This window comes from Pseudomonas sp. B10(2017) (assembly GCF_002113295.1).
GTDB lineage: Bacteria > Pseudomonadota > Gammaproteobacteria > Pseudomonadales > Pseudomonadaceae > Aquipseudomonas > Aquipseudomonas pudica.
In genome coordinates this window covers 153,082-178,867 of record NZ_NEJU01000008.1, presented here as the reverse complement: position 1 = coordinate 178,867, position 25,786 = coordinate 153,082, and the positions used below count along the sequence as shown (strand labels likewise).

General features: G+C 62.9%; 19 protein-coding genes and 1 pseudogene. 3 read left to right on the top strand and 17 right to left on the bottom strand.

Going from position 1 to position 25,786, the window contains the following annotated elements; all coding sequences use genetic code 11:
- Nucleotides 1–57 precede the first annotated feature (57 nt).
- The 13 genes and pseudogenes from rfbC to mtnA all read right to left on the bottom strand — a co-directional run.
- Nucleotides 58–597: pseudogene (rfbC, locus tag CAF92_RS27670) on the bottom strand (dTDP-4-dehydrorhamnose 3,5-epimerase); the annotation flags it as partial.
- Between the two features lie 130 nt (nucleotides 598–727).
- Nucleotides 728–1,774, bottom strand: coding sequence for an LPS O-antigen chain length determinant protein WzzB (locus tag CAF92_RS12710; protein ID WP_085601031.1), 1,047 nt, complete (start codon nucleotides 1,772–1,774; stop codon nucleotides 728–730).
- A 220-nt stretch (nucleotides 1,775–1,994) separates the two neighbouring features.
- Nucleotides 1,995–3,425, bottom strand: coding sequence for an MBL fold metallo-hydrolase RNA specificity domain-containing protein (locus tag CAF92_RS12705; RefSeq protein WP_085601030.1), 1,431 nt, complete (start codon nucleotides 3,423–3,425; stop codon nucleotides 1,995–1,997).
- Nucleotides 3,426–3,527: 102 nt separating this feature from the next.
- Entirely contained in the window at nucleotides 3,528–3,791 is a 264-nt protein-coding gene (locus CAF92_RS12700; protein WP_085601029.1) for a lipopolysaccharide assembly protein LapA domain-containing protein, read from the bottom strand.
- 19 nt (nucleotides 3,792–3,810) lie between these two features.
- Nucleotides 3,811–4,110, bottom strand: a complete 300-nt coding sequence (gene ihfB / locus CAF92_RS12695) for an integration host factor subunit beta (RefSeq protein ID WP_013971456.1) — start codon at nucleotides 4,108–4,110, stop codon at nucleotides 3,811–3,813.
- Nucleotides 4,111–4,652: 542 nt separating this feature from the next.
- A complete protein-coding gene (locus CAF92_RS12690; protein WP_085601028.1) occupies nucleotides 4,653–5,717 on the bottom strand; it encodes an acyltransferase in 1,065 nt (354 codons plus the stop codon).
- Between the two features lie 83 nt (nucleotides 5,718–5,800).
- Nucleotides 5,801–7,477 (bottom strand): 30S ribosomal protein S1, encoded by a 1,677-nt coding sequence (rpsA, locus tag CAF92_RS12685; RefSeq protein WP_003252673.1) that lies wholly within the window; start codon nucleotides 7,475–7,477, stop codon nucleotides 5,801–5,803.
- A gap of 124 nt (nucleotides 7,478–7,601) precedes the next feature.
- Nucleotides 7,602–8,288: a (d)CMP kinase gene (gene cmk / locus CAF92_RS12680; RefSeq protein ID WP_046615542.1), complete on the bottom strand. Its 687-nt coding sequence runs from the start codon at nucleotides 8,286–8,288 to the stop codon at nucleotides 7,602–7,604.
- The gene (locus tag CAF92_RS12675) at nucleotides 8,285–10,492 is read right to left on the bottom strand and encodes a bifunctional prephenate dehydrogenase/3-phosphoshikimate 1-carboxyvinyltransferase (RefSeq protein WP_256573742.1); all 2,208 of its coding nucleotides are present in this window, start codon (nucleotides 10,490–10,492) and stop codon (nucleotides 8,285–8,287) included. The genes cmk and CAF92_RS12675 overlap by 4 nt, the downstream gene beginning before the upstream one ends.
- Before the next feature lie 197 nt (nucleotides 10,493–10,689).
- The gene (gene pheA / locus CAF92_RS12670; protein WP_013971453.1) at nucleotides 10,690–11,784 is read right to left on the bottom strand and encodes a prephenate dehydratase; all 1,095 of its coding nucleotides are present in this window, start codon (nucleotides 11,782–11,784) and stop codon (nucleotides 10,690–10,692) included.
- Entirely contained in the window at nucleotides 11,784–12,869 is a 1,086-nt protein-coding gene (gene serC, locus CAF92_RS12665) for a 3-phosphoserine/phosphohydroxythreonine transaminase (protein ID WP_178081784.1), read from the bottom strand. Before serC ends, pheA begins: the two co-directional genes overlap by 1 nt.
- 257 nt (nucleotides 12,870–13,126) lie before the next feature.
- Nucleotides 13,127–15,892 carry a DNA gyrase subunit A gene (gene gyrA / locus CAF92_RS12660; protein ID WP_085601025.1) on the bottom strand — a complete coding sequence of 922 codons (2,766 nt, stop codon included), beginning with the start codon at nucleotides 15,890–15,892 and terminating at the stop codon, nucleotides 13,127–13,129.
- 353 nt (nucleotides 15,893–16,245) lie between these two features.
- Nucleotides 16,246–17,322, bottom strand: a complete 1,077-nt coding sequence (gene mtnA, locus CAF92_RS12655; protein ID WP_085601024.1) for an S-methyl-5-thioribose-1-phosphate isomerase — start codon at nucleotides 17,320–17,322, stop codon at nucleotides 16,246–16,248.
- Nucleotides 17,323–17,433: 111 nt separating this feature from the next.
- Here mtnA and ubiG point away from each other — a divergent pair, with 111 nt between their 5' ends.
- The 3 genes from ubiG (at nucleotide 17,434) to CAF92_RS12640 (ending at nucleotide 19,699) form a co-directional block, all read left to right on the top strand.
- Nucleotides 17,434–18,132 carry a bifunctional 2-polyprenyl-6-hydroxyphenol methylase/3-demethylubiquinol 3-O-methyltransferase UbiG gene (ubiG, locus tag CAF92_RS12650; RefSeq protein ID WP_025338098.1) on the top strand — a complete coding sequence of 233 codons (699 nt, stop codon included), beginning with the start codon at nucleotides 17,434–17,436 and terminating at the stop codon, nucleotides 18,130–18,132.
- A 2-nt stretch (nucleotides 18,133–18,134) separates the two neighbouring features.
- Complete coding sequence (gene mupP, locus CAF92_RS12645; RefSeq protein WP_046615545.1) at nucleotides 18,135–18,806, top strand: N-acetylmuramic acid 6-phosphate phosphatase MupP; 672 nt, start codon at nucleotides 18,135–18,137, stop codon at nucleotides 18,804–18,806.
- 152 nt (nucleotides 18,807–18,958) lie between these two features.
- Entirely contained in the window at nucleotides 18,959–19,699 is a 741-nt protein-coding gene (locus CAF92_RS12640) for a YciK family oxidoreductase (RefSeq protein ID WP_046615546.1), read from the top strand.
- 118 nt (nucleotides 19,700–19,817) lie between these two features.
- Here the strand turns inward: CAF92_RS12640 and CAF92_RS12635 are convergent, their stop codons facing one another.
- The 4 genes from CAF92_RS12635 to CAF92_RS12620 form a co-directional block, all read right to left on the bottom strand.
- A complete protein-coding gene (locus CAF92_RS12635; RefSeq protein ID WP_085601023.1) occupies nucleotides 19,818–20,603 on the bottom strand; it encodes a TenA family transcriptional regulator in 786 nt (261 codons plus the stop codon).
- Nucleotides 20,604–20,633: 30 nt separating this feature from the next.
- Nucleotides 20,634–23,090 carry an EAL domain-containing protein gene (locus CAF92_RS12630; RefSeq protein ID WP_046615548.1) on the bottom strand — a complete coding sequence of 819 codons (2,457 nt, stop codon included), beginning with the start codon at nucleotides 23,088–23,090 and terminating at the stop codon, nucleotides 20,634–20,636.
- Nucleotides 23,091–23,327: 237 nt separating this feature from the next.
- Nucleotides 23,328–25,160 (bottom strand): ABC transporter ATP-binding protein, encoded by a 1,833-nt coding sequence (locus CAF92_RS12625; RefSeq protein WP_046615549.1) that lies wholly within the window; start codon nucleotides 25,158–25,160, stop codon nucleotides 23,328–23,330.
- The gene (locus CAF92_RS12620) at nucleotides 25,153–25,785 is read right to left on the bottom strand and encodes a DsbA family protein (RefSeq protein ID WP_085601022.1); all 633 of its coding nucleotides are present in this window, start codon (nucleotides 25,783–25,785) and stop codon (nucleotides 25,153–25,155) included. Before CAF92_RS12620 ends, CAF92_RS12625 begins: the two co-directional genes overlap by 8 nt.
- Between the last annotated feature and the right edge of the window lies 1 nt (nucleotide 25,786).

Here is a 25,786-nt window from a genome sequence, read left to right as displayed (position 1 = left end):
CTTGAAAAGCTCGACCTGGGCCAGGGTGCCTTCATCGGCGGAACTCAAGTGATGCCGGAACGATGGGGCCTGGTTGTCCTTTTCGCTGACGATGAGGCCATCGCGCATCGGCCAGTCAATCGCCAGGTCGGGGTCATCCCAGTGGATACTGCCTTCTGCTTCCTTGTTGTACACATCCGTGGTTTTGTACAGGAAGTGTGTCTCGTCCTCGAGTGCGACAAAACCGTGCGCAAAACCTTCGGGGATCCACAACATGCGGTTGTTGCGCTCGCTCAACTCCACCCCTACCCATTGCCCGAAGGTCGGAGAGCCCGGACGGATATCGACGGCCACGTCGTAGACCGCACCACGCACCACACGCACCAGCTTGCCCTGGGCGTTTGGAGAGCGCTGGAAATGCAGCCCACGCAAGACGCCGCGGTGGGACATGGAGTGGTTGTCCTGGACGAACGCACGGGGCTTGCTCAGGCCAAGCTCGAGCAATGCACCATGAAAACGGGTTTCATTGAAGGTTTCCGTGAACCACCCGCGATCATCCTCGTACACGGCGGGTTCCACTATGACTACATCGGGAATGTTCGTTTGAACAAGCTTCATCGGCAAACCTTTGGCATGAATTTTTGTTGGGGACAGCCAGGCTGGCCCCCTTTATTACGGCAGTTTCACCGTTTGCACGGCAAATGTCTCGCGCTAAATGTAGCGTGCGCGCTGATGTTCATGTTCCGGGTCAGGCCCGGCGTCTTTGCAGATTTTGCAAGGTATATCTGAGCGTTGCAATCAGGCAACCCAGGCCTAGTCCAACAATCACACCTAGCGCAATTATCAAGTTGCGCTTGGGTTTAACTGGTACGTCCGGTTGCTCTATCGTGCCGTCAAGCTGATAAACATTAACATCGCGCTTCGCTGCTACCAGCCCTTGGTAAAATTGCTGTCTTGCCTCTAGATCGCGGAGCTCAAGAATGAACGGATCATCACTTTTACGCTGTTGCAAATTACTGATTTCCGCAGCCAGCGCCTTGCTCCCGCGCATGTAAGTCAACTCGCCATCCATTTTCGAGGACAACGCCTTGGAAACTTCACCGTCTATCAGCGGTGGATTTTCCAGGCCAATGGCAGTTGCAATGCGCAGCGCCTCTTGCAAGCGAGTAATCTTGTCTTCACGTTGCCGCTCACCGTTTTTCCGCAGGTTGTCGAGCTCCAGTTGCAGCGCACTGGCGCGGACCTCTGCCTCCTTGGTCGCATCGTGCAACAGTTCGGCCTTGGCGGCCGCGCCAGCCTTGTCGACATAGGCGGCAGCCCACTCGGACGCCACGGCAGGGTCACGACCTCGGAAGGCCACATAGGCCCGCGCCGGCTCACCGGCCAGTTGCACCACGTCAAAGGAGCCATTGAACGCAGCATACAATGCGCCTTGCGCGCCCTGCCCCGGCGGCATGGAGGGCAAGTACACTTCCTTGAAAAACTGCCGGCGCAGGGTCTCACCGTTCAAATGTTCGACGAAGATGTCAAAGACCTTCCGCGAAGTGAAAGGCTCGAGCCCAGTCTGACTGGTGCGCCCATAGTTCAGATCGGCAATATCGCTGGACGAAGGTGCTGCCAGAAAAACTTTCGCCTCATAAACCGGCTTGGCCAACAGCGCATAAGCCAGTGCAACCGCAGTGACAGCAATCGTCACCAGAAAGATGAACAGCTTTTGCCGCCATACCCCCTCCAGAAACTCCAACAAATCTACTTCTTCACTATTGCTACTGCGGTGCTCGACGTCATTGCGCATTTCTTGGTTTTTTCCTTGGGTCTGACTGTGCACGGTTTCTGGCATACCAAAACAACACGAGCGACTGCATGGAAACTGGCGACACGCGCTCCATCTCCAGTGTAGCGGCAATATGCCAATACCTAGCCAGTCCAGCGTCGGGGGTTAGCCGCAGTAGATAAACCCTGGCGGGATTAGTTCCCGCGTGGTGTCGGCCAGCATGCATTGTCAGACCAAGGGTTCAGGGTATCGAGACCTCCAGGCAGGCACCCGCCTGTTCAGCCTGCTGGCGCAACGCCCCTTGCAGGGACTTTTTGGCGCCCATTTCGCCATGTACCAGCACTACCTTCGCGGGCCGCACCTGGCCACTCAAGGCAAACCGCACCAGCCCCTGCTGGTCCGCATGCCCGGAATATCCCGGCAACGTCATGACTTTGGCCCGCACCTCATACATCTGCCCATCCAGATCAATCTGCACAAACCCTTCCGCCCCTTCACTCGCCTGTATCACCGCGCCCGGCGTACCCTTGGCCTGGTAACCGACAAACATCACCTCATGCCTCGGATCCCCCAGCATGGCCTTCAGGTAATTGACGATGCGCCCACCCGAGCACATGCCATTACCGGCAATCACGATCGCCGGCCGCCCGGTGCTCTTCAGGTAATTGACCACCTGCTGGTGTCGAGCGTGGGTGTCCACGCTGACAAGCTGGCTGAAACCCAACGGGTCGCGCCCTTCGGCAAGGCGCGCCCGGGCCTCTGCATTCCAGTAATCGTGCAGTTCCCGATATACGCTGGTGATGCGCTGAGCCAGGGGCGAGTCGAGAATGATGGGCAACTGCGACCAGTCAAGCGGGTCGTCATCGGGGGCCGGTCCGCCCTTGTTCAGCAAGGCCTTGCGATGAAGAATGCCTTCGAGCTCGTACAGCAACTCCTGGGTGCGGCCGAGGCTGAAGGCCGGAATGAGCAACGTGCCCTGGTCGGCCAGGGCGCGGTCGATGGCCGCTTCCAACCGCTGCTGACGGTCGCCCGCAGGCGGGTGCAGACGGTCGCCGTAGGTGCTTTCCAGTACCAGTACATCGGCTCGCTCCGGGGGTTGTACTGGGCGCAGCAAGGGGTTGCCACAGGCGCCGAGGTCGCCGGAGAACACGTAGCGGGTGCCGGCCTGCGCGTGCTGCACATCGCATTCGACATAGGCCGAACCCAGCAGATGCCCGGCGCGCTGCAGGCGAATGCGACAGTTGAGCCCTGTTTGCTCGACCAGGGTGTGCCACTGTTCGAACGGCAGAGGCACGATCAGGTCGCGGATGAACGCCAGGTACCTTGCCACCTGGGCGGGCTCGCTGCTGATGCTTAGCTTGTAGGCGTCTTCCAGCACCAGTGGCAGCAGCCGGGCGGACGGCTCGCTGCACAGGATGGGACCACGGTAGCCGGCAGCCAGCAGTGCCGGAATGCGACCTACGTGGTCGAGATGCACATGGGTGATGACCAGGGCCTGGATGCCCTGCACGTCGAAACCGAGTGGCGCCGATGGTGCGCCTGGCGCGGCATCGGCGCCCTGCTCCAGGCCGCAATCGATCAGCAGGCTGGTGAACGGGTCGAGGTGCAGTTGATGGCAGGAGCCCGTGACGCCGCGGGTGCCACCATGATGGGAAAGAACGGGATATTCCATGCTGCGCACACTCGCCTGGGCCGAAAATGAAGTGCGTTATTACTCCATGACGGCCGGCGCTGGCATAGGTGACAATTTCCCAAACGGTTGTAGGAAATGCCCTTAGTTACCGCTCAATGCTGCATGACGGGCAGAAGCCTTGATCTTGCGCTTGCTGCGCTGCACGCCGTAGGCACCCAGCAGCGGACCGACTGCCAGGCCAATGACCAGGGCGGCCAGAACCAGCACGGCGACCGGCATGGCCGGGGCAGCCCAACCGAACAGGACCAACGAGACGGTTTGCTGGTTCTCCAGCACGAAGAACAGCACCACAGCCGCCAACAGCAGCACGAACACCGCCGCCAGGGCGCGCTTGAGGTTACGCATCAGATTGCTCCTTGTGGAATCAGGTGTGGGCCTCATGCTCTTCTTCATTGACCCGGTCGCGCAACTCTTTGCCGGGCTTGAAATGCGGCACGAACTTGCCTTCGAGGCTGACCGACTGGCCGGTCTTCGGGTTACGGCCTACGCGAGGGGCGCGATAGTGCAGCGAGAAGCTGCCAAAACCGCGGATCTCGATGCGATCGCCGGTGGCAAGGCATTGTGACATCTGTTCAAGCATGGTCTTGATGGCCAGCTCCACGTCCTTGGACGAGAGCAGCCCCTGATGGGTGACAATACGTTCGATCAGCTCCGACTTCGTCATATTTTTCCCTTCGTTATCAAGCAGCTAGATCATTGCTTAACCAGTTTGTAGCACGCTGGGAGGGATTTGAACAGGGTGGTTCTTGACTTAATAAAAAAATTCAAGATTGAAGTTTTACAGGAATGGTCTAGCCGGCGGCGCCTGGCAGGCCCGGCCTCATCGCCGGCAAGCCAGCTCCCACAGGGATCATGCAGGCTTTTGGAAATCGGGCTTGGGTCGCTGGCCCTGTAGAGATGCTGCCTGCTTCGAAGCCAGGTACCTGCCTGTTGAGAGCAGACTTTTCGCAACACAGGGCCGCTTCACAAGGGGATCGTGCAAGTACTGGGAACATGGACCGGACCACTGCCCCCCGCATGGACATCACCTGCCTTGAGGCCAGCACAGCCCATGTGGGAGCGGGCACGCCCGCGAACACCGGCGTAGCCGGTGCCACCCATCGCGTCGCCCGCTCCCACAGGTGATTGCGTCAGTTTCCGGAGAGGTGGACACACCATTATCCCACTGAGAGGGGGCGGATACGCCAACTGCTGGAAGCCAGACGCCTATGCCAATTGCTGCCGGGAACCCGCTCGGGAAAAGCGTTTGCGCATCGCCAAGGCAGGCTTCTCCACCAGCCCCCAAGACACATATCCCGCCAGCCAGGACGCTGGCACGGCCGCCAACATCAGCCAGTAAGGCCCGGCCCATGGCATCGCCCACGCCAACAATTGCTGGATCGGAAATGCATACAGGTAGATGCCATACGAGTAATCCTCCACAAATGAGGGAAGCTTCAACTGCGGGCAATAAGCTACGTACAACGTGCCGTACATCGTCAGAACGGCAAATGCAAAAACCTCAAGGCGCCCACCCTTGGACAAGATGAACAAAGCAACGCAGGCAAGCAACAGCCACCTGGTATACGGGATCACCGCCCGACACGAATAGAACGCCGCCCCTGCCAGGAAGCACACCACCAGCTTGAACGGGTACTCCGCAAAGGCTGGATGCAGGGTATGCAACCCCAGTGCGATCACCAACGCGGCAAGCGCCAACCCCATCATCGGCCACCGGCAAACCTTGGCCACCAGAACCAATAGCCAAAGCACCACGTACATGCGCATTTCCAAGGGGATGGTCCACAGGCTGCCATTGACCGAAGCCCCATAGTACCGCGGGGTAAAGCTCACCCCTGGCAAGAGAAACTGGGCATCCTTGAAAACCAGCAATGGGCTATAGACATACCTGTAAACCTGGCGCTGGGAAAGATACTCATCAAGCGGCAGCGAGGTAATGACAGGCCCTAGCACAAAGGCCATGAGCAGCAGGCATACGAGCAAGCCAGGCAAGATCCGCAATGCGCGGGCCAGGTAGAAATCCCGGGCACTATTCTTTTCTCCACTGGCCGCGATCAGAAAACCGCTGACCATGAAGAATACTTCCACGCCCAGGCTATGAACGGGCACCGGCATGCCCAGCAGCAGGCCAGGGTCGGTGCAACTCAGGCACTCCAGATAGGAGAGCGCAAAGGAATGCCCCACCACTACGGCAGTTGCTGCCAGCAGCCTGATGATCAGGAAATTGTTATCGCGCCCGCGACCTTCCATGACGTCGCCAAAACTCAACATCGCACACCCCCCCGACACGGCCTTCTTTCAGCATAAAAAAAAGGCGACCCGAAGGTCGCCTTTTTTTACCGATCAAACAGAACTCAGTTCTGCTTGGCCATTGCTTCGCGCAGCAGCGCAGCCATGGTGGTGTCGGCAGCCGCTTCCGGAGCGTTTTTCAGGCTCTGGATGGCTTCGCGCTCTTCAGCATCGTCCTTCGACTTGATGGACAGGCTGATAACGCGGGACTTGCGGTCAACGCTGATGATCTTGGCTTCGATCTCTTCGCCTTCCTTCAGGACGTTACGCGCGTCTTCAACGCGGTCACGACTGATTTCGGAAGCTTTCAGAGTAGCTTCGATATCGTCGGCCAGGGTGACGATGGCGCCTTTGGCGTCAACTTCTTTCACGATGCCCTTGACGATAGCGCCCTTGTCATTGACAGCAACGAAGTTGGAGAACGGATCGTCTTCCAGCTGCTTGATGCCCAGGGAGATGCGCTCGCGCTCTGGGTCGACCGACAGGATGACGGTTTCCAGCTCGTCGCCCTTCTTGAAACGACGTACGGCTTCTTCGCCGGTTTCGTTCCAGGAGATGTCGGACAGGTGAACCAGACCGTCGATGCCGCCGTCCAGGCCGATGAAGATACCGAAGTCGGTGATCGACTTGATGGTACCGGTGATCTTGTCACCCTTGTTGAACTGGCCGGAGAAGTCTTCCCATGGGTTGGACTTGCACTGCTTGATGCCCAGGGAGATACGACGACGCTCTTCGTCGATGTCCAGAACCATGACTTCCACTTCGTCGCCAACCTGAACGACTTTCGACGGGTGGATGTTCTTGTTGGTCCAGTCCATTTCGGAAACGTGTACCAGACCTTCAACGCCTTCTTCCAGCTCAGCGAAGCAGCCGTAGTCGGTCAGGTTGGTAACGCGAGCCTGTACGCGAGTACCTTCTGGGTAACGGGCAGTGATAGCTACCCACGGATCTTCGCCCATCTGCTTCAGACCCAGCGAAACGCGGTTGCGCTCACGGTCGAACTTCAGAACGCGTACGTCGACTTCGTCGCCAACGTTAACGATTTCCGATGGGTGCTTGATGCGCTTCCAAGCCATGTCGGTGATGTGCAGCAGGCCGTCGATACCGCCCAGGTCCACGAAGGCGCCGTAGTCGGTGAGGTTCTTGACGATACCCTTGACCTGTTGGCCTTCCTGCAGGGTTTCCAGCAGGGCTTCGCGCTCGGCGCTGTTCTCGGCTTCCAGCACGCTGCGACGGGAAACGACAACGTTGTTGCGCTTCTGGTCCAGCTTGATGACCTTGAATTCCAGCTCTTTGCCTTCCAGGTGGGTGGTGTCGCGCACAGGGCGGACATCAACCAGGGAGCCCGGCAGGAACGCACGGATGCCGTTAACGTCGACAGTGAAGCCGCCCTTAACCTTACCGTTGATAACGCCCTTGACCACTTCTTCGGCGGCGAAAGCTGCTTCCAGAACAATCCAGCACTCGGCGCGCTTGGCTTTTTCACGGGACAGTTTGGTTTCGCCAAAGCCGTCTTCGACCGCGTCCAGCGCAACGTGAACTTCGTCACCGACCTTGATGGTCAGCTCGCCAGCTTCGTTGTAGAACTGCTCGAGCGGGATGACGCCCTCGGACTTCAGGCCAGCGTGTACGGTAACCCAGTCGCCGTCGATGTCGACAACGATACCGGTGATGATGGCACCCGGCTGAAGATTGAGGGTTTTCAGGCTTTCTTCAAAGAGTTCTGCAAAGCTTTCGCTCATTTTAATTCCTGTAGATTCGGGCGAAACAGACGCCCATAGCCACATTCCAGACAATGTGGGTTTGTTTTAAGTAAAGGAAAGCCGGCAGGACGTTGACTGGTGCCCCTGCCTGCTTTCCTGGCTATCAGAGAAGGTCGCGCAGTGCGATCTCGCTCCTGATACGTTGCAACACCTGCTCGATGGACAACTCGGTAGAGTCCAACTGAATGGCATCGACCGCTGGCTTCAGCGGGGCCACTGCACGTTGGGTGTCGCGTTCATCACGCGCACGAATCTCATCCAGCAGACTCGACAGACTAACATCTTCACCCTTGCCCTTCAACTGCAGGTAGCGGCGACGCGCCCGCTCCTCCGCGCTGGCGGTGAGGAAGACTTTCAGCGGCGCGTCCGGGAACACCACGGTGCCCATGTCGCGGCCGTCGGCAATCAGGCCCGGCGCCTCGCGAAATGCGCGCTGGCGCACCAGCAGCGCTTCACGCACTGCCGGCAGCGAAGCAACCATCGAGGCACCGGCACCTACGGTTTCGGTGCGGATGACGTTGCTGACGTCTTCACCCTCGAGGATGATCTGTTGCAGCTTACCGGGCTCGGCGGCGATGAACTGCACATCCAGATGGGCGGCAAGCTTGGTCAGCAGCTCTTCGTTGGTCAGGTCGACGCCGTGGTTGTTGGCGTTGAACGCCAGCAGACGGTACAGCGCGCCAGAGTCCAGCAACCTCCAGCCCAGCTCGCGGGCCAGCAGCCCGGCGACCGTGCCCTTGCCCGAACCGCTTGGGCCGTCGATGGTGATGACCGGCGCCAGGGCACTCACGACTTGCCCTCTTCCGCCACGCGGATGCCCACTTCGGCGCACAGCGCCAGGAAGTTGGGGAACGAGGTGGCGACATTCGCGCAATCGTGGATGCGGATCGGTGCGCTGGCGCGCAGCGAGGCAACGCTGAAGGCCATGGCGATACGGTGGTCACCGTGGCCATGCACTTCGCCGCCGCCCAACTGGCCGCCGTCGATGATGATGCCGTCCGGGGTCGGCTCGCACTTGATGCCCAGGGTGATCAGGCCGTCGGCCATGACCTGGATACGGTCGGATTCCTTCACCCGCAGCTCTTCGGCACCACGCAGCACGGTACGCCCTTCGGCGCAGGCAGCGGCGACGAACAGTACCGGGAATTCGTCGATGGCCAGTGGCACCAGTTCTTCAGGGATGTCGATCCCCTTCAGCTTGGCACCGCGCACACGCAGGTCGGCCACCGGCTCGCCCCCGACTTCACGCTGGTTTTCCAGGGTGATGTCACCGCCCATCAGGCGCAGGATGTCGATCACGCCGGTACGGGTCGGGTTGATGCCAACGTGCTCCAGCACCAGTTCGGAGCCTTCGGCGATGGACGCCGCCACCAGGAAGAACGCCGCCGAGGAAATGTCGGCCGGTACTTCGATACGGGTGGCAGTGAGCTTGCCGCCGGACTGCAGCGAGGCCACCGGGCCGTTGCTGTCGACGCTGTAGCCGAAGCCGCGCAGCATGCGCTCGGTGTGGTCACGGGTTGGTGCAGGCTCGGTGACGGTGGTCTTGCCTTCGGCGTACAGGCCGGCCAGCAGCAGGCAGGATTTGACCTGGGCACTGGCCATCGGCAGCGTGTAGGTCAGCGCCTTGAGCTTGTGACCACCGCGGATGGTCAGCGGCGGGCGGCCTTCAGGGCCGGTCTCGACCACGGCACCCATCTCGCGCAGCGGGTTGGCCACACGGTTCATCGGGCGCTTGGACAGCGAAGCGTCGCCGGTCATGGTCACGTCGAATGGCTGGCCGGCCAGCAGGCCCGACAGCAGACGCATCGAGGTACCCGAGTTGCCCACATACAGCGGCCCGGGTGGCGGCTTGAGGCCGTGCAGGCCGACGCCGTGAATGGTCACGCGACCGTGGTTGGGGCCTTCGATGACCACGCCCATGTCACGGAATGCCTGCAGGGTCGCCAGCGCGTCCTCACCCTCGAGGAAGCCTTCGACCTCGGTGGTGCCTTCGGCCAGTGAGCCGAGCATGATCGAGCGGTGGGAAATCGACTTGTCGCCCGGTACGCGGATTCGCCCGGACAGGCGGCCACCCGGTTGGGCCAGGAAAATCAGATCGTTGGCGTTCATAGCGTCCACATAGGCCCGGCGGGCCAGGATTTTACTGAAATGCTCGCGGGCAACGCGTGCGCGGGTGAATACACCCAGCAGCTGATGCCCGTCCCCTTCAGCGATCGCGTCGCGCAAGGCGTCGAGATCGCTGCGATATGTATCAAGCGTGCGCAGGACAGCATCGCGGTTGGCGAGAAAGATGTCGTGCCACATGGTCGGGTCGCTGCCGGCGATTCTCGTGAAATCGCGGAAGCCTCCCGCAGCGTACCGGAAGATCTCGAGGTTTTCATTGCGCTTGGCCAGTGAATCGACCAGGCCGAAGGCCAGCAGGTGCGGCAGGTGGCTGGTGGCGGCAAGCACTTCGTCGTGGCGTTCGACCGACATGTGCTCCACATCGGCGCCCAGCTCGCGCCACAGGCGGTCGACCAGGGCCAGGGCGGCCGGGTCGGTTTCGGCCAGCGGCGTGAGGATGACCTTGTGCCGACGGAACAAGGTGGCATTGGAGGCCTCTACCCCGCTCTGCTCGGAGCCGGCGATGGGGTGGCCGGGGACGAAGCGTGGCAGGCGCTCTCCAAAGACGGCGCGCGCCTCACGCACGACATTGCCCTTGGCGCTGCCGACGTCGGTGATGACGGCATCGCCAAGGTCGAGCACGGCCAGGCGGGCCAGGACTTTTTCCATGGCCAGGATAGGCACGGCCAACTGGATGACATCGGCACCGACACAGGCGGCGGCAAGGTCTTGCTCGCAGCGATCGACCACGCCCAGGGCCACGGCCTGCTTGCGCGAAGGGGCATCCAGATCGACACCGACCACTTCGCGGCACAGGCCGCTTTCACGCAGGCCCTTGGCGAACGAGCCACCGATCAGGCCAAGGCCGACCACGACCAGGCGGTTGATGATTGGCGCGGGTTTGGTTGTTACTGCTTTTACCACTGGTGCGAACCCTGTTCAGAAATCTAGACAGCCTGCTGGACCCATTGGGGCCGCTGTGCGGCCCTTCGCGGGCACGCCCGCTCCCACAGAGTTCGACATCACGCTGTCACTGTGGGAGCGGGCGTGCCCGCGAAGGGCTGCAAAGCAGCCCCAAAGGCCTTGAATCAAAGCACCGCCTTCGGATACGAACCCAGCACCTTCAGCGCCACAGCCTCCTGGCTGATCTGCTCGAGCACCGCCTTGATCAGCGGGTCGCGGTGGTGGCCGACGAAGTCGATGAAGAACACGTAGGTCCACTTGCCGCTGCGCGACGGGCGGGTCTCGATGCGAGTCAGGTCGATGCCGTTCTGGTGGAACGGTACCAGCAGCTCGTGCAAGGCACCCGGCTTGTTGCTCATCGATACGATGATTGAGGTCTTGTCGTCGCCGGTCGGCGGCACTTCCTGGTTGCCGATCATCAGGAAGCGCGTGGAGTTGTCCGGGCGGTCTTCGATCTTTTCGGCCAGGCGAGTCAACCCGTACAGGTTGGCCGCCATGTCACCGGCGATCGCCGCCGAATTCCACTCGCCCTTGACCCGCTTGGCCGCCTCGGCATTGCTCGATACTGCCACGCGCTCCACATTCGGGTAATGCGCATCCAGCCACTTGCGGCACTGGGCCAGCGACTGGGCGTGGGAGTAGATGCGGGTGATGCTGTCGGTCTTCGTGTTCTCGCCCACCAGCAGGTGGTGATGGATGCGCAACTCGACCTCGCCGCAAATCACCATGTCGTGCTCGAGGAAGCTGTCCAGGGTGTGGCTGACCGCGCCTTCGGTGGAGTTTTCCACCGGCACCACGCCAAAGTTGACGGCACCGGCCGCCACTTCGCGGAACACTTCGTCGATGGCCGCCATCGGCCGGCTGATCACCGCGTGGCCGAAGTGCTTCATGGCCGCGGCCTGGGTGAAGGTGCCTTCAGGGCCGAGGTAGGCGATTTTCAGAGGCTCTTCCAGGGCCAGGCACGACGACATGATTTCGCGGAACAGCCGCGCCATCTCTTCGTTGTCCAGCGGGCCCTTGTTGCGCTCCATCACGCGCTTGAGCACGGCGGCTTCGCGCTCGGGGCGGTAGAACACCGGCTTTTCGCCTTCCGCCAGCGAGGCGGTCTTGACCTTGGCCACTTCCTGGGCGCAGCGGGCGCGCTCGCTGATCAGCTCGAGGATCTTCTCGTCGAGGCTGTCGATGCGAACGCGCAGCGCCTTCAGTTCGTGCTCGGACATCAGCCGTGCTCCTTCTCGAATTCGGCCATGTAGGCCACCAGGGCTTCGACTGCTTCAAGGCCCAGGGCGTTGTAGATGGAGGCGCGCATGCCGCCTACCGAACGATGGCCCTTGAGGTTGAGCAGGCCACGGGCGTCGGCGCCGGCGAGGAAGGCCTTGTCCAGGCGCTCGTCAGCCAGGCGGAACGGCACGTTCATCCACGAACGGGCGTTGTGGCTGATCGGGTTGGTGTAGAACTCGCTGCTGTCGATGAAACCGTACAGGCGGTCTTTCTTGGCGCGGTTGCGCTGCTCCATGGCATCGACGCCACCCTGCTCTTTCAGCCATTCAAACACCAGGCCCGAGAGGTACCAGGAGTAGGTGGCCGGGGTGTTGTACATCGAGCCGTTGTCGGCCGAGACCTTGTAGTCGAGCATGGTCGGGCAGCTGCTGCGGGCGCGGCCCAGCAGGTCTTCGCGCACGATCACCACTACCAGGCCGCTCGGGCCGATGTTCTTCTGCGCGCCGGCGTAGATCAGGCCGTACTGCGACACGTCGATCGGGCGCGAGAGGATGTCGGACGACATGTCGACCACCAGCGGCACGTCACCGGTTTCCGGCACCCAGTCGAACTGCAGGCCACCGATGGTCTCGTTGGACGCATAGTGCACGTAGGCGGCGTTCTTGGTCAGCTTCCACTCGTTCTGGCCCGGGATGGTCAGGTAGTCGTAGGGCTTGGCGCTGGCGGCGACGTTGACGTTGCCGAAGCGGCGCCCTTCCTCGATGGCCTTTTTCGACCAGATGCCGGTCTCGATGTAGTCGGCAGTGCCGTTTTCCGGCAGCAGGTTCAGCGGGATTTCGGCGAACTGCTGGCTGGCGCCACCCTGCAGGAACAGCACCTTGTAATTGGAGGGGACGGACAGCAGGTCACGCAGGTCCTGCTCGGCCTTTTCGGCGATGGCCACGTAGTCGTCGCTGCGATGGCTCATTTCCATCACCGACAAGCCCTTGCCACGCCAATCCAGCATCTCGGCCTGAGCGCGCTGCAGAACAGCGTCAGGAAGCGCAGCAGGGCCTGCGCAGAAGTTAAAGGCTCGTTTGCTCACATCCACTCTCGCTCTGCCAAATGGTACAAAATCTTAATTCGGTGCCGACCCGTCAAGACTGTGTCGCCTGCCATGGGCCTGCTTTGCAGGCCATCGCCGGCAAGCCAGCTCCCACAGGGACCGCACAAACCTCAAAGCTCGCGCCGGACCTGTGGGAGCCCGGCTTGCCGGCGATGGGCCGCACAGCGGCCCCAATGACCTGGCCTGATCAGTCAAACGGGGCGACCTTGGTCGCCCCGTTCGGGTTTTACGCTTGCTTACTCCTGCGGGGCCTCTTCGGCGCCAGCAGCTTCTTCGTTGTCTGGCGCTTCAGCCTCGACGCCCTCTTCGTCCGCCTCGATCACATCATCGAGTTCGTCCTCGGAAGGCTCCTGGATACGCTCCAGGCCCACCAGCGTCTCGTCGGCAGCCAGCTTGATCAAGGTCACCCCCTGGGTGTTACGGCCCAAGCTGGACACTTCACCAACGCGGGTACGCACCAGCGTGCCCTGGTCGGAAATCAGCATGATCTCTTCGCCTTCCTGCACCTGGATGGCGCCGATCAGCAGGCCATTGCGCCCCTTGGTGCCCATGGCTATCACGCCCTGGCCACCACGGCCGCGACGCGGGAACTTGGACAGCGGGGTGCGCTTGCCAAAGCCACGCTCGGAGGCAGTGAGGATCTGCGCGCCGGATTCCGGGATCAGCATGGAGATGATCTGCTGGCCCTTGCCCAGCTTCATGCCGCGCACGCCACGGGCGTTACGGCCCATCTCGCGCACCACGCTTTCAGCGAAGCGGATCACCTTGCCTGCGTCGGAGAACATCATGACTTCCTTGGCACCGTCGGTGATGGCCGCAGCGATCAGGGTGTCACCTTCCTTCAGCTTCAGGGCGATCAGGCCGTTGGAGCGCGGACGGGCGAACTGCACCAGCGGGGTCTTCTTCACGGTACCCGAAGCGGTGGCCATGAAGATGTAGGCGCCGGTCGGCTCGGCCACCCACTCAGGGGTATCGCCGTCTTCCTCGTCCACTTCCTCGGCCTCGACCACTTCGCCTTCGAGCACGGTGTCTTCCGCGTCCTCCAGCTCTTCGTCGGCGTCAGCATTCTGCTGCAGGGCCTCGAGGTCGATCTGCAGCATGGCGGTGATGCGCTCACCTTCCTCCAGCGGCAACAGGTTGACCAGCGGGCGACCGCGGGCGGCGCGGGACGCTTCAGGGATGTCGTAGGTCTTCAGCCAGTACACCTTGCCCTTGCTGGAGAACAGCAGCAGGGTGGCGTGGCTGTTGGCAACCAGCAGGTGCTCGACGTAGTCCTCGTCCTTCACACCGGTAGCCGACTTGCCTTTGCCGCCCCGGCGCTGGGCCTGGTAGGCGGACAGCGGCTGGGTCTTGGCGTAGCCGCCGTGGGAGATGGTCACCACGCGCTCTTCTTCCGGGATCATGTCGCCGTAGTTGAGGTCGTGGCGCGCATCGAGGATTTCGGTACGGCGGGCATCGCCATATTCGGCGCGGATAGCTTCCAGCTCTTCGCGGATCACTTCCATCAGGCGCTCGGCGCTGCTGAGGATGCGGATCAGTTCGCCGATCTGCTCGAGGATTTCCTGGTACTCGGCCAGCAGCTTCTCGTGCTCCAGGCCGGTCAGGCGGTGCAGGCGCAGGTCGAGAATGGCCTGGGCCTGTTCCGGCGACAGGTAGTACTTGCCTTCACGCAGGCCGTACTGCTCCGGCAGGTCCTCGGGGCGGCAGGAATCGGCGCCGGCACGCTCGACCATGACCTGCACGGCACTGGATTCCCAGGCAGTGGAAACCAGGGCTTCCTTGGCTTCGGACGGGGTCGGCGAGGCCTTGATCAGGGCGATGACCGGGTCGATGTTGGACAGCGCGACCGCCTGGCCTTCAAGGATATGGCCGCGTTCGCGGGCCTTGCGCAGCTCGAACACGGTACGGCGGGTCACCACTTCACGGCGGTGACGCACGAACGCTTCGAGCAGGTCCTTGAGGTTGAGCAGGCGCGGACGGCCGTCGACCAGGGCCACCACGTTGATGCCGAATACGCTCTGCAGCTGGGTTTGCTGGTAGAGGTTGTTGAGCACCACCTCCGGCACCTCGCCACGGCGCAGCTCGATGACGATGCGCATGCCGTCCTTGTCGGACTCGTCGCGCAGCTCGGTGATGCCTTCGATCTTCTTCTCTTTGACCAGCTCGGCGATCTTCTCGATCAGGCGAGCCTTGTTCAGCTGGTACGGCAGCTCGGTAACCACGATCTGCTGGCGGCCACCGACCTTGTCGATGTCTTCGACCTCGGAGCGGGCACGCATGTAGATGCGACCCCGGCCGGTACGATAGGCCTCGATGATGCCCTGACGGCCGTTGATCAGGCCTGCAGTCGGGAAGTCCGGGCCAGGGATGTGCTGCATCAGCTCATCGATGGTGACTTCGGGGTTGTCGATGAGCGCCAGGCAGCCATCGATGACCTCGCCGAGGTTGTGCGGCGGGATGTTGGTCGCCATGCCCACGGCGATACCGCTGGAGCCGTTGACCAGCAGGTTGGGAATACGGGTCGGCATGACCGCCGGGATCTGCTCGGTGCCGTCATAGTTGGGAACCCAGTCGACGGTCTCTTTGTGCAGGTCGGCCAGCAGCTCGTGGGCCAGCTTGGCCATGCGCACTTCGGTGTATCGCATGGCGGCGGCGTTGTCGCCGTCCACCGAACCGAAGTTGCCCTGGCCGTCGACCAGCAGGTAGCGCAGCGAGAACGGCTGGGCCATACGCACGATGGTGTCGTAGACCGCGGTGTCGCCGTGCGGGTGGTACTTACCGATCACGTCACCGACCACACGGGCGGATTTCTTGTACGGCTTGTTCCAGTCGTTGCCCAGTTCGCTCATCGCATAGAGAACGCGACGATGCACGGGCTTCAAGCCGTCACGCGCATCGGGCAGCGCTCGCCCGACAATCACGCTCATCGCGTAGTCGAGGTAGGACTGTCTCAGTTCGTCTTCGATATTGACCGGGAGGATTTCTTTGGCCAGTTCGCCCATGAGAAGCCTGATTCCTTTTTCTGGTGAAACTTCGCAGCTCCATCAAGGGCCGAACGAAGCTCGCCGCCGCAACGCATAAGGGTGCGACGACTTACGACAAATCAATGAGTTGTGCCATGGATCTGCGCAATGAAGGCCGCCGTGGTGGGCGGTCTTGGAAACTGCCGGATGTTATCACAAAGGCAGGGGCGGTGGGGAGATGTGGCAGGTGGCCTCACACGAGGTTGAATCTTCGGATTTTCACTGGCTTCTTCGCGGGCACGCCCGCTCCCACAGGGATATCGCAACACTCGAGAGTGGTGGTGTCCCTGTGGGAGCGGGCGTGCCCGCGAAGAGGCCAGCGAGGTTTCCGATCAGTGCAGGCGCTTGCGGCAGACCAATTGTGCCAGCTTGGCGGCATCCGGCCGCTCGACGATACCGCGCTCGGTCACGATCACATCGATCAGGTCGGCCGGGGTCACATCGAATACCGGGTTGAACACCTCCACATCCGGCGCCACCCGGGTGCCGCCAATGTCCAGCAACTCGTCGGCAGCGCGTTCTTCCAGCGGGATGTCCTCGCCCGTGGCCAGGTTCAGGTCAATGCTGGTGCTCGGCGCCACCACCATGAATCGCACGCCGTGGTGCATGGCGCTGACCGCCAGCTGGTAGGTACCGATCTTGCCGGCCACGTCGCCGTTGGCGGCGATGCAGTCCGCCCCCACCACCACCCAGGTGATGCCCTTCATCTTCATCAGGTGGGCCAGCGCCGAGTCGGCGCACAGGGTCACCGGGATGCCTTCGTTGGCCAGTTCCCAGGCAGTCAGGCGCGAACCATGCAGCCAGGGGCGGGTCTCGCCGGCATACACCCGCTCGACCATGCCCTCCAGGTAACCGGCGCGGATCACCCCCAGGGCGGTACCGAAGCCACCACAGGCAAGGGCGCCGGCATTACCGTATGTGAGCAGCGCCTGGGCGTTGCCCTGGTGGCGGCGGATCAGCTCGATACCGTGCTGGGCCATGGTCAGGTTGGCTTCGCGGTCACTTTCATGGATGGCCACCGCTTCGGCCTCCAGCGCCGCCAGCACGCCTTCGTCCGGACGCAGCCGCTGCAGGCGCTCACGCATGCGGTTCAGCGCCCAGAACAGGTTGGCGGCGGTAGGGCGCGCTTCAGCCAGGACGAGGAAGTCTTCTTCCAGGTCCATTTCCCAGTCGCCGCCCTCGGCCAGCCGCTCTTCCAGGGCCAGCACCAGGCCATAGGCCGCGGCAATGCCGATGGCCGAGGCGCCGCGCACGGCCATGTCGCGGATCGCCACTGCCACCTGCGCGACATTGTCGCAGGCCAGCCAGCGCTCTTCCGACGGCAGCAGGCGCTGGTCGAGCAGGTGCAAGACGCCGCCCTGCCAGCGGATCCCGGTCACCTTCTCCGCCGCCAAAAGTCGCTCGCGCATCGCCTCTCCCCGTCGTTCGGATATCAAAAGCCGGCGATTATAGCGACCCTCGGGGCCGAGCGCTCGGGTATACTCCGGCGCAATTTTGCGAAGTTTCAGAGGACTGTTCTAATGAGCAACGTCGACCGCGCCGAAATCGCCAAGTTCGAAGCGCTGGCCCACCGCTGGTGGGACCGCGAAAGCGAGTTCAAGCCGCTGCACGAAATCAACCCGCTGCGCGTCAACTGGATCGACGAGCGCGCCAGCCTCGCCGGCAAGAAAGTGCTGGACGTGGGTTGCGGCGGCGGCATCCTCAGCGAGGCGATGGCCCTGCGCGGCGCCACGGTCACCGGCATCGACATGGGCGAGGCGCCACTGGCGGTGGCCCAGCTGCACCAGCTGGAGTCGGGCGTGCAGGTGGAATACCGGCAGATCACCGCCGAAGCCCTGGCCGAGGAAATGCCTGAACAGTTCGACGTGGTCACCTGCCTGGAAATGCTCGAGCACGTGCCCGACCCGTCTTCGGTCATCCGCGCCTGCTACCGCATGGTAAAGCCGGGCGGCCAGGTGTTCTTCTCCACCATCAACCGCAACCCCAAGGCTTACCTGCTGGCCATCGTCGGCGCCGAGTACATCCTGAAGATGCTGCCGCGCGGTACCCACGACTTCAAGAAGTTCATCCGCCCGTCCGAGCTGGGCGCCTGGAGCCGTGTTGCCGGCCTGCAGGTGAAAGACATCATCGGCCTGACCTACAACCCGCTGACCAAGCACTACAAGCTCAGCAGCGACGTTGACGTCAACTACATGATCCAGACCCTGCGCGAGGAATGAGCATGCGTTTGCAAGCAGTACTCTTCGACATGGACGGCACCTTGCTCGACACGGCGCCGGACTTCATCGCCATCTGCCAGGCCATGCTCGCCGAGCGCGGCCTGCCGGCCGTCGATGACAAGTTGATCCGCGACGTGATCTCGGGCGGTGCCCGGGCAATGGTCGCCGCGACCTTCGCCATGAGCCCGGAGGCCGAGGGCTTCGAGGCGCTGCGCCTGGAGTTCCTCGAGCGCTACCAGCGTGACTGTGCGGTGCACAGCAAGCTGTTCGACGGCATGGCCGAGCTGCTGGCCGACATCGAGAAAGGCAACCTGCTGTGGGGCGTGGTGACCAACAAGCCGGTGCGCTTCGCCGAGCCGATCATGCAGCAACTGGGCCTGGCCGAGCGGTCGGCGCTGCTGATCTGCCCGGACCATGTCAAGAACAGCAAGCCCGACCCCGAGCCGCTGATCCTCGCCTGCAAGACCCTGGGCCTGGACCCGGCCAGCGTGCTGTTCGTCGGCGACGACCTGCGCGACATCGAGTCTGGCCGCGACGCCGGCACCCGCACGGCGGCGGTGCGCTACGGCTATATTCATCCAGAGGACAACCCCAACAACTGGGGCGCCGACGTGGTGGTGGACCACCCGCTGGAACTGCGCAAGGTGATCGACAGCGCGCTGTGCGGCTGCTGAACCCCGTCTAGACCGCAGCACAGCCCCTGTGGGAGCGGGTTCACCCGCGAATGCGCCAGCCCAGGCGACACCGGCGCCTGATAGTACGCATTCGCGGGCAAACCCGCTCCCACAGGGGACGGTGCCGCGCCAACGAACTCGAAGGACCTACCATGTTCGACTACACCGCCCGCCCCGACCTGCTGCAAGGCCGGGTCATCCTGGTTACCGGAGCCGGCCGCGGCATCGGCGCCGCTGCTGCCAAGGCCTACGCTGCGCTGGGCGCCACCGTGCTGCTGCTGGGCAAGACCGAGGCCAACCTCAACGAGGTCTACGACCAGATCGAAGCCGCCGGGCACCCGCAACCGGTGGTGATTCCGTTCAACCTGGAAACCGCCCTGCCCCACCAGTACGACGAACTGGCGGTGATGATCGAGGACCAGTTCGGCCGCCTCGACGGCCTGCTGAACAACGCTTCGATCATCGGCCCGCGCACGCCGCTGGAGCAGCTGTCGGGTGACAACTTCATGCGCGTGATGCACATCAACGTCAATGCCACCTTCATGCTCACCAGCACCCTGCTGCCGCTGCTGAAGCTGTCGGAAGACGCTTCGGTGGTGTTCACCAGCAGCAGCGTCGGGCGCAAGGGCCGGGCCTACTGGGGCGCCTACGGCGTGTCCAAGTTCGCCACCGAGGGCCTGATGCAAACCCTGGCCGATGAACTGGAAGGCGTGGCACCGGTGCGCGCCAACAGCATCAACCCGGGTGCCACGCGCACGGCGATGCGGGCACAGGCCTACCCCAGCGAAAACCCGCAGAACAACCCGCTGCCGGAAGAGATCATGCCGGTATACCTGTACCTGATGGGGCCGGACAGCAAAGGGGTGAATGGGCAGGCGTTCAACGCCCAGTAGGCCTGCACCGGCCTCTTCGCGGGCACGCCCGCTCCCACAGGATCACCACAGCCTTTGAGAACTGCGCCATACCTGTGGGAGCGGGCATGCCCGCGAAGAGGCCGGGACAGGAGAGCGATCAGCCCGCTGCCAACACCGGGCGCATGCGCCCCTGTTGGCGCCCTTCCAGCTGCATGCACCGTTCCAGGAACAGGTACATGCAGTCATAACTCTTGCAAATCGCCTTGCGCAGTTCATTGCGCAGCCCCTGGGTCGGGTTCTCGCCGGCCAGGGTGCAGATGATCTCCAGCGCCTCCCACGGGTGCGCATCGTCATACTGGGCATGCATCTTCAGCCACTTCATCGCCCGCTTGCGCTGGTCCTCCGGGAAGCCCTGCGCATAGGTGTCGGTGGAGCACACCACCGCCGACCATTCACCGGTCGCACCTTCGATGGCGTAATTGGTCGCCGCCATGGAAATGGCCAGGTTCTCGGTGGCGCACACGCGCCAGCACCAGTCATTCAGGCCGTTCAGCTCTGGCGGCACATCCTGGGCCTGCAGCTCGTGCAGGTGCACGCCATGCGCCTGGCACCAGTTCACCCAGTAGTCAGCGTGGTTGAGCTCGACACGGATGTTGCGCATCAGCCAGCGCCGCGCCATGTCTTCGCCCTGATGGCGGCCATAGCGGGTCTTGGTCAGGTTGTGGGCCATGTACAGCGAAAACTGCTCCACCACCGGCCAGCCACCTATCAGGTACTGGCGAATGGTCGATTGCTTCAGCTGGCCATCGCGCAGGCGCGCGTAGAACTCATGCTCCACTACCCGGCGCTTGCTCTCGCGGCAGTCTTCAATCAGTTGCTGGGCCCATTGGGGGTAGCTGGCGGGGTCCATCAAAGGCCCGATACGAACGAATGCGTCAATCACTTTCAGCTCCTTGATCCTTGTGATTTCTAGCTAGCGAAACGTGCCAGGTGCCCGCTGCAACAGAGGCCGGGCGGCGATCCGTTGGCGCTGCAGACTGTCACAGGTGAACACCTGAGGGCGTTCGATGAGATAGCCCTGGGCGTAATCCACGCCAATTTCCTGCAAGGCCTGCTCGATCAAGGGTGTTTCGACGAATTCGGCGATGGTGCGCTTGCCCATTACATGACCGATATGGTTGATGACCTCGACCATGGCCCGGTTGACCGGGTCGTCGAGCATGTCCTTGACGAAGCTCCCGTCGATCTTCAGGTAGTCCACAGGCAAATGCTTGAGATAGGCGAACGACGACATGCCGGCGCAGAAATCATCGAGCGAGAAGCGACAACCGAGCCCCTTCAATTCGTTGATGAAGCGGATGGCGCTGCCAAGGTTGGCTATGGCGCTGGTTTCGGTGATTTCGAAACAGATCATCCGTGGCGGAATGGCGTATTCGACGAACAGGCGCTGCAGGTACTCGAGGAACTTGTCATCGCCAATGCTCGACCCCGACAGGTTGATTGCGCAGATCGACAACGGCCCCTCGCGCCCTTCGTCCAGGCATTGGCGGATAACCAGGAACACATTGCGCACCACCCAGCGGTCCAGCGCGGTCATCAGGCCGTAGCGCTCGGCCGCCGGGATGAAGCTGCTGGGCAGGATGGTACGCCCGCTTTCGTCGTGCAGGCGCAGCAGGATTTCGATATGCCCGGGGCCCTCGAAGGTTTTCAGTGGGGCGATTTCCTGGGCGTACAGGCAGAAGCGGTTTTCTTCCAGGGCCACGTGCAAGCGCTGGATCCAGGCCATTTCACCAAAGCGCATGGACAGTTCGCTGTCGTCGGCATGGTACACCTGCACGCGGTTGCGGCCCTTTTCCTTGGCCATGTAGCAAGCCATGTCGGCGGCGCGCAGCGAGGTCTCGAGGGTGCCGGGGGACTGGGCCATGTGCACCAGGCCGACGCTGACGGTGGTGACGAACGGCCGCCCTTTCCACACGAAATGCAGGCTCTGCACCAGCTGGCGCAGCTGCTCGGCAATGCGCTCGGCCTGGTCGGGCGGGCAGTTTTCCAGCAGCACGCCAAATTCATCCCCACCCAGCCGCGCCAGGGTGTCGCCTTCGCGCAGGCCTGACTGCAGCACGGCGCAGATGTGCCGCAGCAGCTCGTCGCCAGCGGCATGCCCGCAGGTATCGTTGACCAGCTTGAACTGGTCGAGGTCGAGGAACATCAGCGAATGCCGCCCGGCCTGGCGCGCCAGGTCATTGAGTGCCTGCTCCAGGCGGTATTCGAACTCGCGGCGGTTGGCCAGGCCGGTCAGGGCGTCGTGGGTCGCCTGCCAGGACAGGTTGGCGATGTACTGGCGCTCCTGGGTCATGTCGTGCAGCACCAGCACGATGCCGCTGACCTGGCCGTCATTGACGATCGGCGAGCCGACCAGGTTGACCGACACGGTGCTACCGTCCAGGCGCTGGATCAGCCGGGCATGCTCGGCGCCACCCTTGAGGCTGCCGCTGAGCACCTGTTCGACCAGGCTGCGGCCATCTTCCTCGGCCTGCTCGTCCACCAGGCTGAACAGCGCCGACAGCGGCAAGCCCTGGGCCTGGCCGGCCTGCCAGTGGGTCAGTTGCTCGGCGGCCGGGTTCATGTAGCCGATACTGCCCTCCACATCGGCGGTAATCACCGCATCGCCAATGGCCTGCAGGGTGATCTGCGCCCGCTCCTTTTCTTCCTGCAGGGCGCTGGCAAAGGCCTGGCGCTGGGCCAGCAGCTTGCTGGAGCGGCGCCAGGCAATGGCAATCAGGAACATCGCGGTCAGCAGGTTGGTGATCAACAGCACCCGCAGCAACATGCGCGAGCCCTCGCCCAAGGCATCGCTGAACGCCTTGGCGGCCGGGGTTACCCCTTCGTTGATGGTGACGATGCGCGCCTTCCAGTCGCTGAGCGTGCGGGCGTCGACCGGGCCAGCAGCAAAGCTGCTGCGCATTTCCATGGCCAGCATATCCAGCTTGCCCAGGTAGTCGTCGCCGATATCCCAGTAGTCGATGGCCGTCTGCATGTAGCTGACGTTGCGAAAGTTGCGGTAGAACCAGATGATCCGCTCGACATCGTCGGGGTGGTTGCCGCCTTGCAGCACGGCCTGGCGCGCGGCGTCCAGGTCGGGGCTGGGCTGGTCCAGCACTTCGCGCAGCTGGTGGTCGCCCTGGGGCACGGTGATGGCCTGGCGATAACGATGGTAGGTGCTGTCGTCGCGGGTTTCGCCGTACAGGGTGAGGTAGTAGATGGCGTCTTTCTGCGCCTTGGACCACAGGCTTTCGCCCGCGACATAGGCACGCACGGCCGATAGCGTATAAAGGCTGAGGCTGCCCAAGGCTACCTGGAAGACCACAACAGCGATGAAGGGCCAGGTGATGCCGAGCAACTTTGGCGCTTCTAGAGTGCGATGTCCCTTCATGGAGTCCCTGTCACAGAGCAGATAAGGCGCAAATCAACCCAGACAAAGCACAGCGTAGGCCATTTGCCATCCTCGCGGATGGGTTTTTTATGACAGGGAACCCGGGGGGCCTGCACGGCCTTCCCGGCCCTATCACCGGCAAGCCAGCTCCCACAGGTACCCCACAATGCTCAGGCCTGTGGTAATCCTGTGGGAGCTGGCTTGCCGGCGATAAGGCCCCCACAGGCTGCCACAAATTCAGCTCTGCTGCAGGTGCCCGTACAACTTGGCATACAACCCACCCTCGGCAATCAGCTGCTGGTGGTCACCATCCTCGGCCACATGCCCGCCATCGAACACCAGCACCCGGTCGGCCTGTTTCACCGCCGACAGGCGGTGGGCGATGATCAGTGTGGTGCGGCCGCTGAGGAAGCGCGCCAGGGCCTGGTGCAGGTTGTATTCGGTGGCAGCATCCAGGGCCGAGGTGGCCTCGTCGAGGATCACCACCTTGGGTTCGGCCAGCACCATGCGGGCAATGGCCAGGCGCTGCCGCTGGCCACCGGACAAGCGCACGCCGGAGCGCCCCACCACACTGTCCAGGCCCTGCGGCAGGGCGGCGATGGTCGCATCAAGCTGGGCAATGCGCAGCGCCTGCCAGCAGGCCTCGTCGCTGCAGTCACGGCCCATGGTCAGGTTGGCGCGCACGGTGTCGTTGAACAACGACGGGTGCTGCAACACTACCGCGACGTTTTCACGCAGGGTTTCCAGGCCGATTTCCTGCAGGCTGGCACCGCCAAAGCGGATGGTGCCGGCCTGGGCGCTATAAAGGCCCAGAAGCAGCTGCACCAGGGTGCTCTTGCCACCACCGCTGGCGCCGACGATCGCCACCTTCTCGCCCGGGGCGATGGACAGGTCGAGGTGCTCGAGCACCGGCTCTTCGGCATAGGCAAAGCGCAGGTCGCGCACTTCGATGCCCACCGTCTCACGGCCGGCGAACGGATCGCTGGCAGCCGGGTACTGCGGCTCGTCGTCGCGTGCCAACAGTTCGTTGAGGCGGCTCAGCGCACCACCGGCGGCGTAATAGGCATATTGCAGGTTGAGCAGCTGCTCCACCGGGCCGATCATGAACCACAGGTAGCTGAACACCGCCAGCATCTGGCCGATCGACAGGTCGGAGAACAGCACGGTAAGCATGGCCGCGGCGCGGAAGATATCGATGCCGAACTGGAACAGCAGGCCACTGGCGCGGCCGCTGGCGTCGCTCTTCCATTGCGAATCCACTGCGTAGTCACGCACTTCGCGGGCGCGCAGGCCAAGGCGACCAAGGAAATAGCCCTGGCGGTTGCCGGCGCGGATCTCCTGAATGGCGTCGAGGGTTTCCGCCAGCGCCTGGGTAAAGCGTGCGGTGCTGTCGTTCTCGAGCTTTTTCAGGTGTTTGACGCGCTTGCCCAACTGCACCGTGAAGTAGATAACCAGCGGGTTGAACAGCAATATCAGCAAGGCCAGCTGCCAGTGCATCCAGATCAGGATGGCCGCCGTGCCGGTCAGGGTCAGCATGGCCACCAGGAAGCGGCTCAGGGTTTCGCCGACAAACTTGTCGAGGGTGTCCAGGTCGGTGACCAGATGGGTGGTCACCGTACCACTGCCCAGGCTTTCGTATTCCTTCAGCGAGATGCGCTTGAGCCGCTCGATCAGGCGAATGCGCAGGCGGTAGACGATGTCCTTGGCCAGGCCGGCGAACAGCTTGGCCTGGAGCACGTTGAATGCCAGGGCGGCCAGGCGCAGGCACAGGGTCAGCAGCAACATCAGGCCGATGTAACCTGCCGCCACCTGCCAGTTGGACGGCAGCAGGTGGTTCATCCACTTCAGCGCGGCATCGCCATGGCCCAGCAGCACTTCGTCCACCAGCAGCGGCAGCAGCAGGGGGATAGGCACGCTGCAGCAGGCCGCCAATACGGCAATGAGGTTGGCGGACCAGAGGTTTTTCTTGTGATGCAGGGCCAGGCGGCGGATTTCCGCCCAGCTCAGTCGATCGGCCGCAGTGTGAGGCTTGCCCGGCACCGGGTCGGGTGACCCAGGCACATCAAGCACAGGCGGCCTGCTGCAGCCAGCGGCCGAGCAAGGGTTGCAGGCGCTCCAGCGGCTGGTAGCCGTTGGTCAGCAGGGCCAGCTGGCCATTACGTTCGGCAAGCAAGGTCGGGAAACCGGCGATGCCCAGGTCCTGGGCCCAGCTGAAATCGGCTGCAGTGGCGGCGCGGGTGTCGGCACGGGCGAAGGCCTCGGCGAACACGGGGCGGTCGAAGCCCGCCTGTTCGGCCAGGTCGACCAGATGCGGTGCAACGGTCACGTCCACGCCCTGCTCGTAGAACGAACGCTGGATCAGCGCCAGCAGCGGCCAGACGCGCTCGGCGTCCAGTTCGCGGGCGCTGACCAGGGCACGGCAGGCCGGCTCGGTGTCGTAGACGAAGCCGTCGGGCATGGCCCCCTCGAAGCGGAACGGCTGGCCGGTGGCATCGGCCACCGCCTGCCAGTGCTCGAGGATGTACTTGCGGGTAGAGCTGTCCAGGGCACTGCCGCCGGTACGCAGCCCGCCCGGCACCAGGTGGGTGGGCACACCTGCATCACGCGCCTGAGCGATCAGGGCCGCTGCCACGGGTGCGAAACCCCAGCACCAGGAGCACATCGGGTCCATCACATAGATCAGGCGTGCAGACATG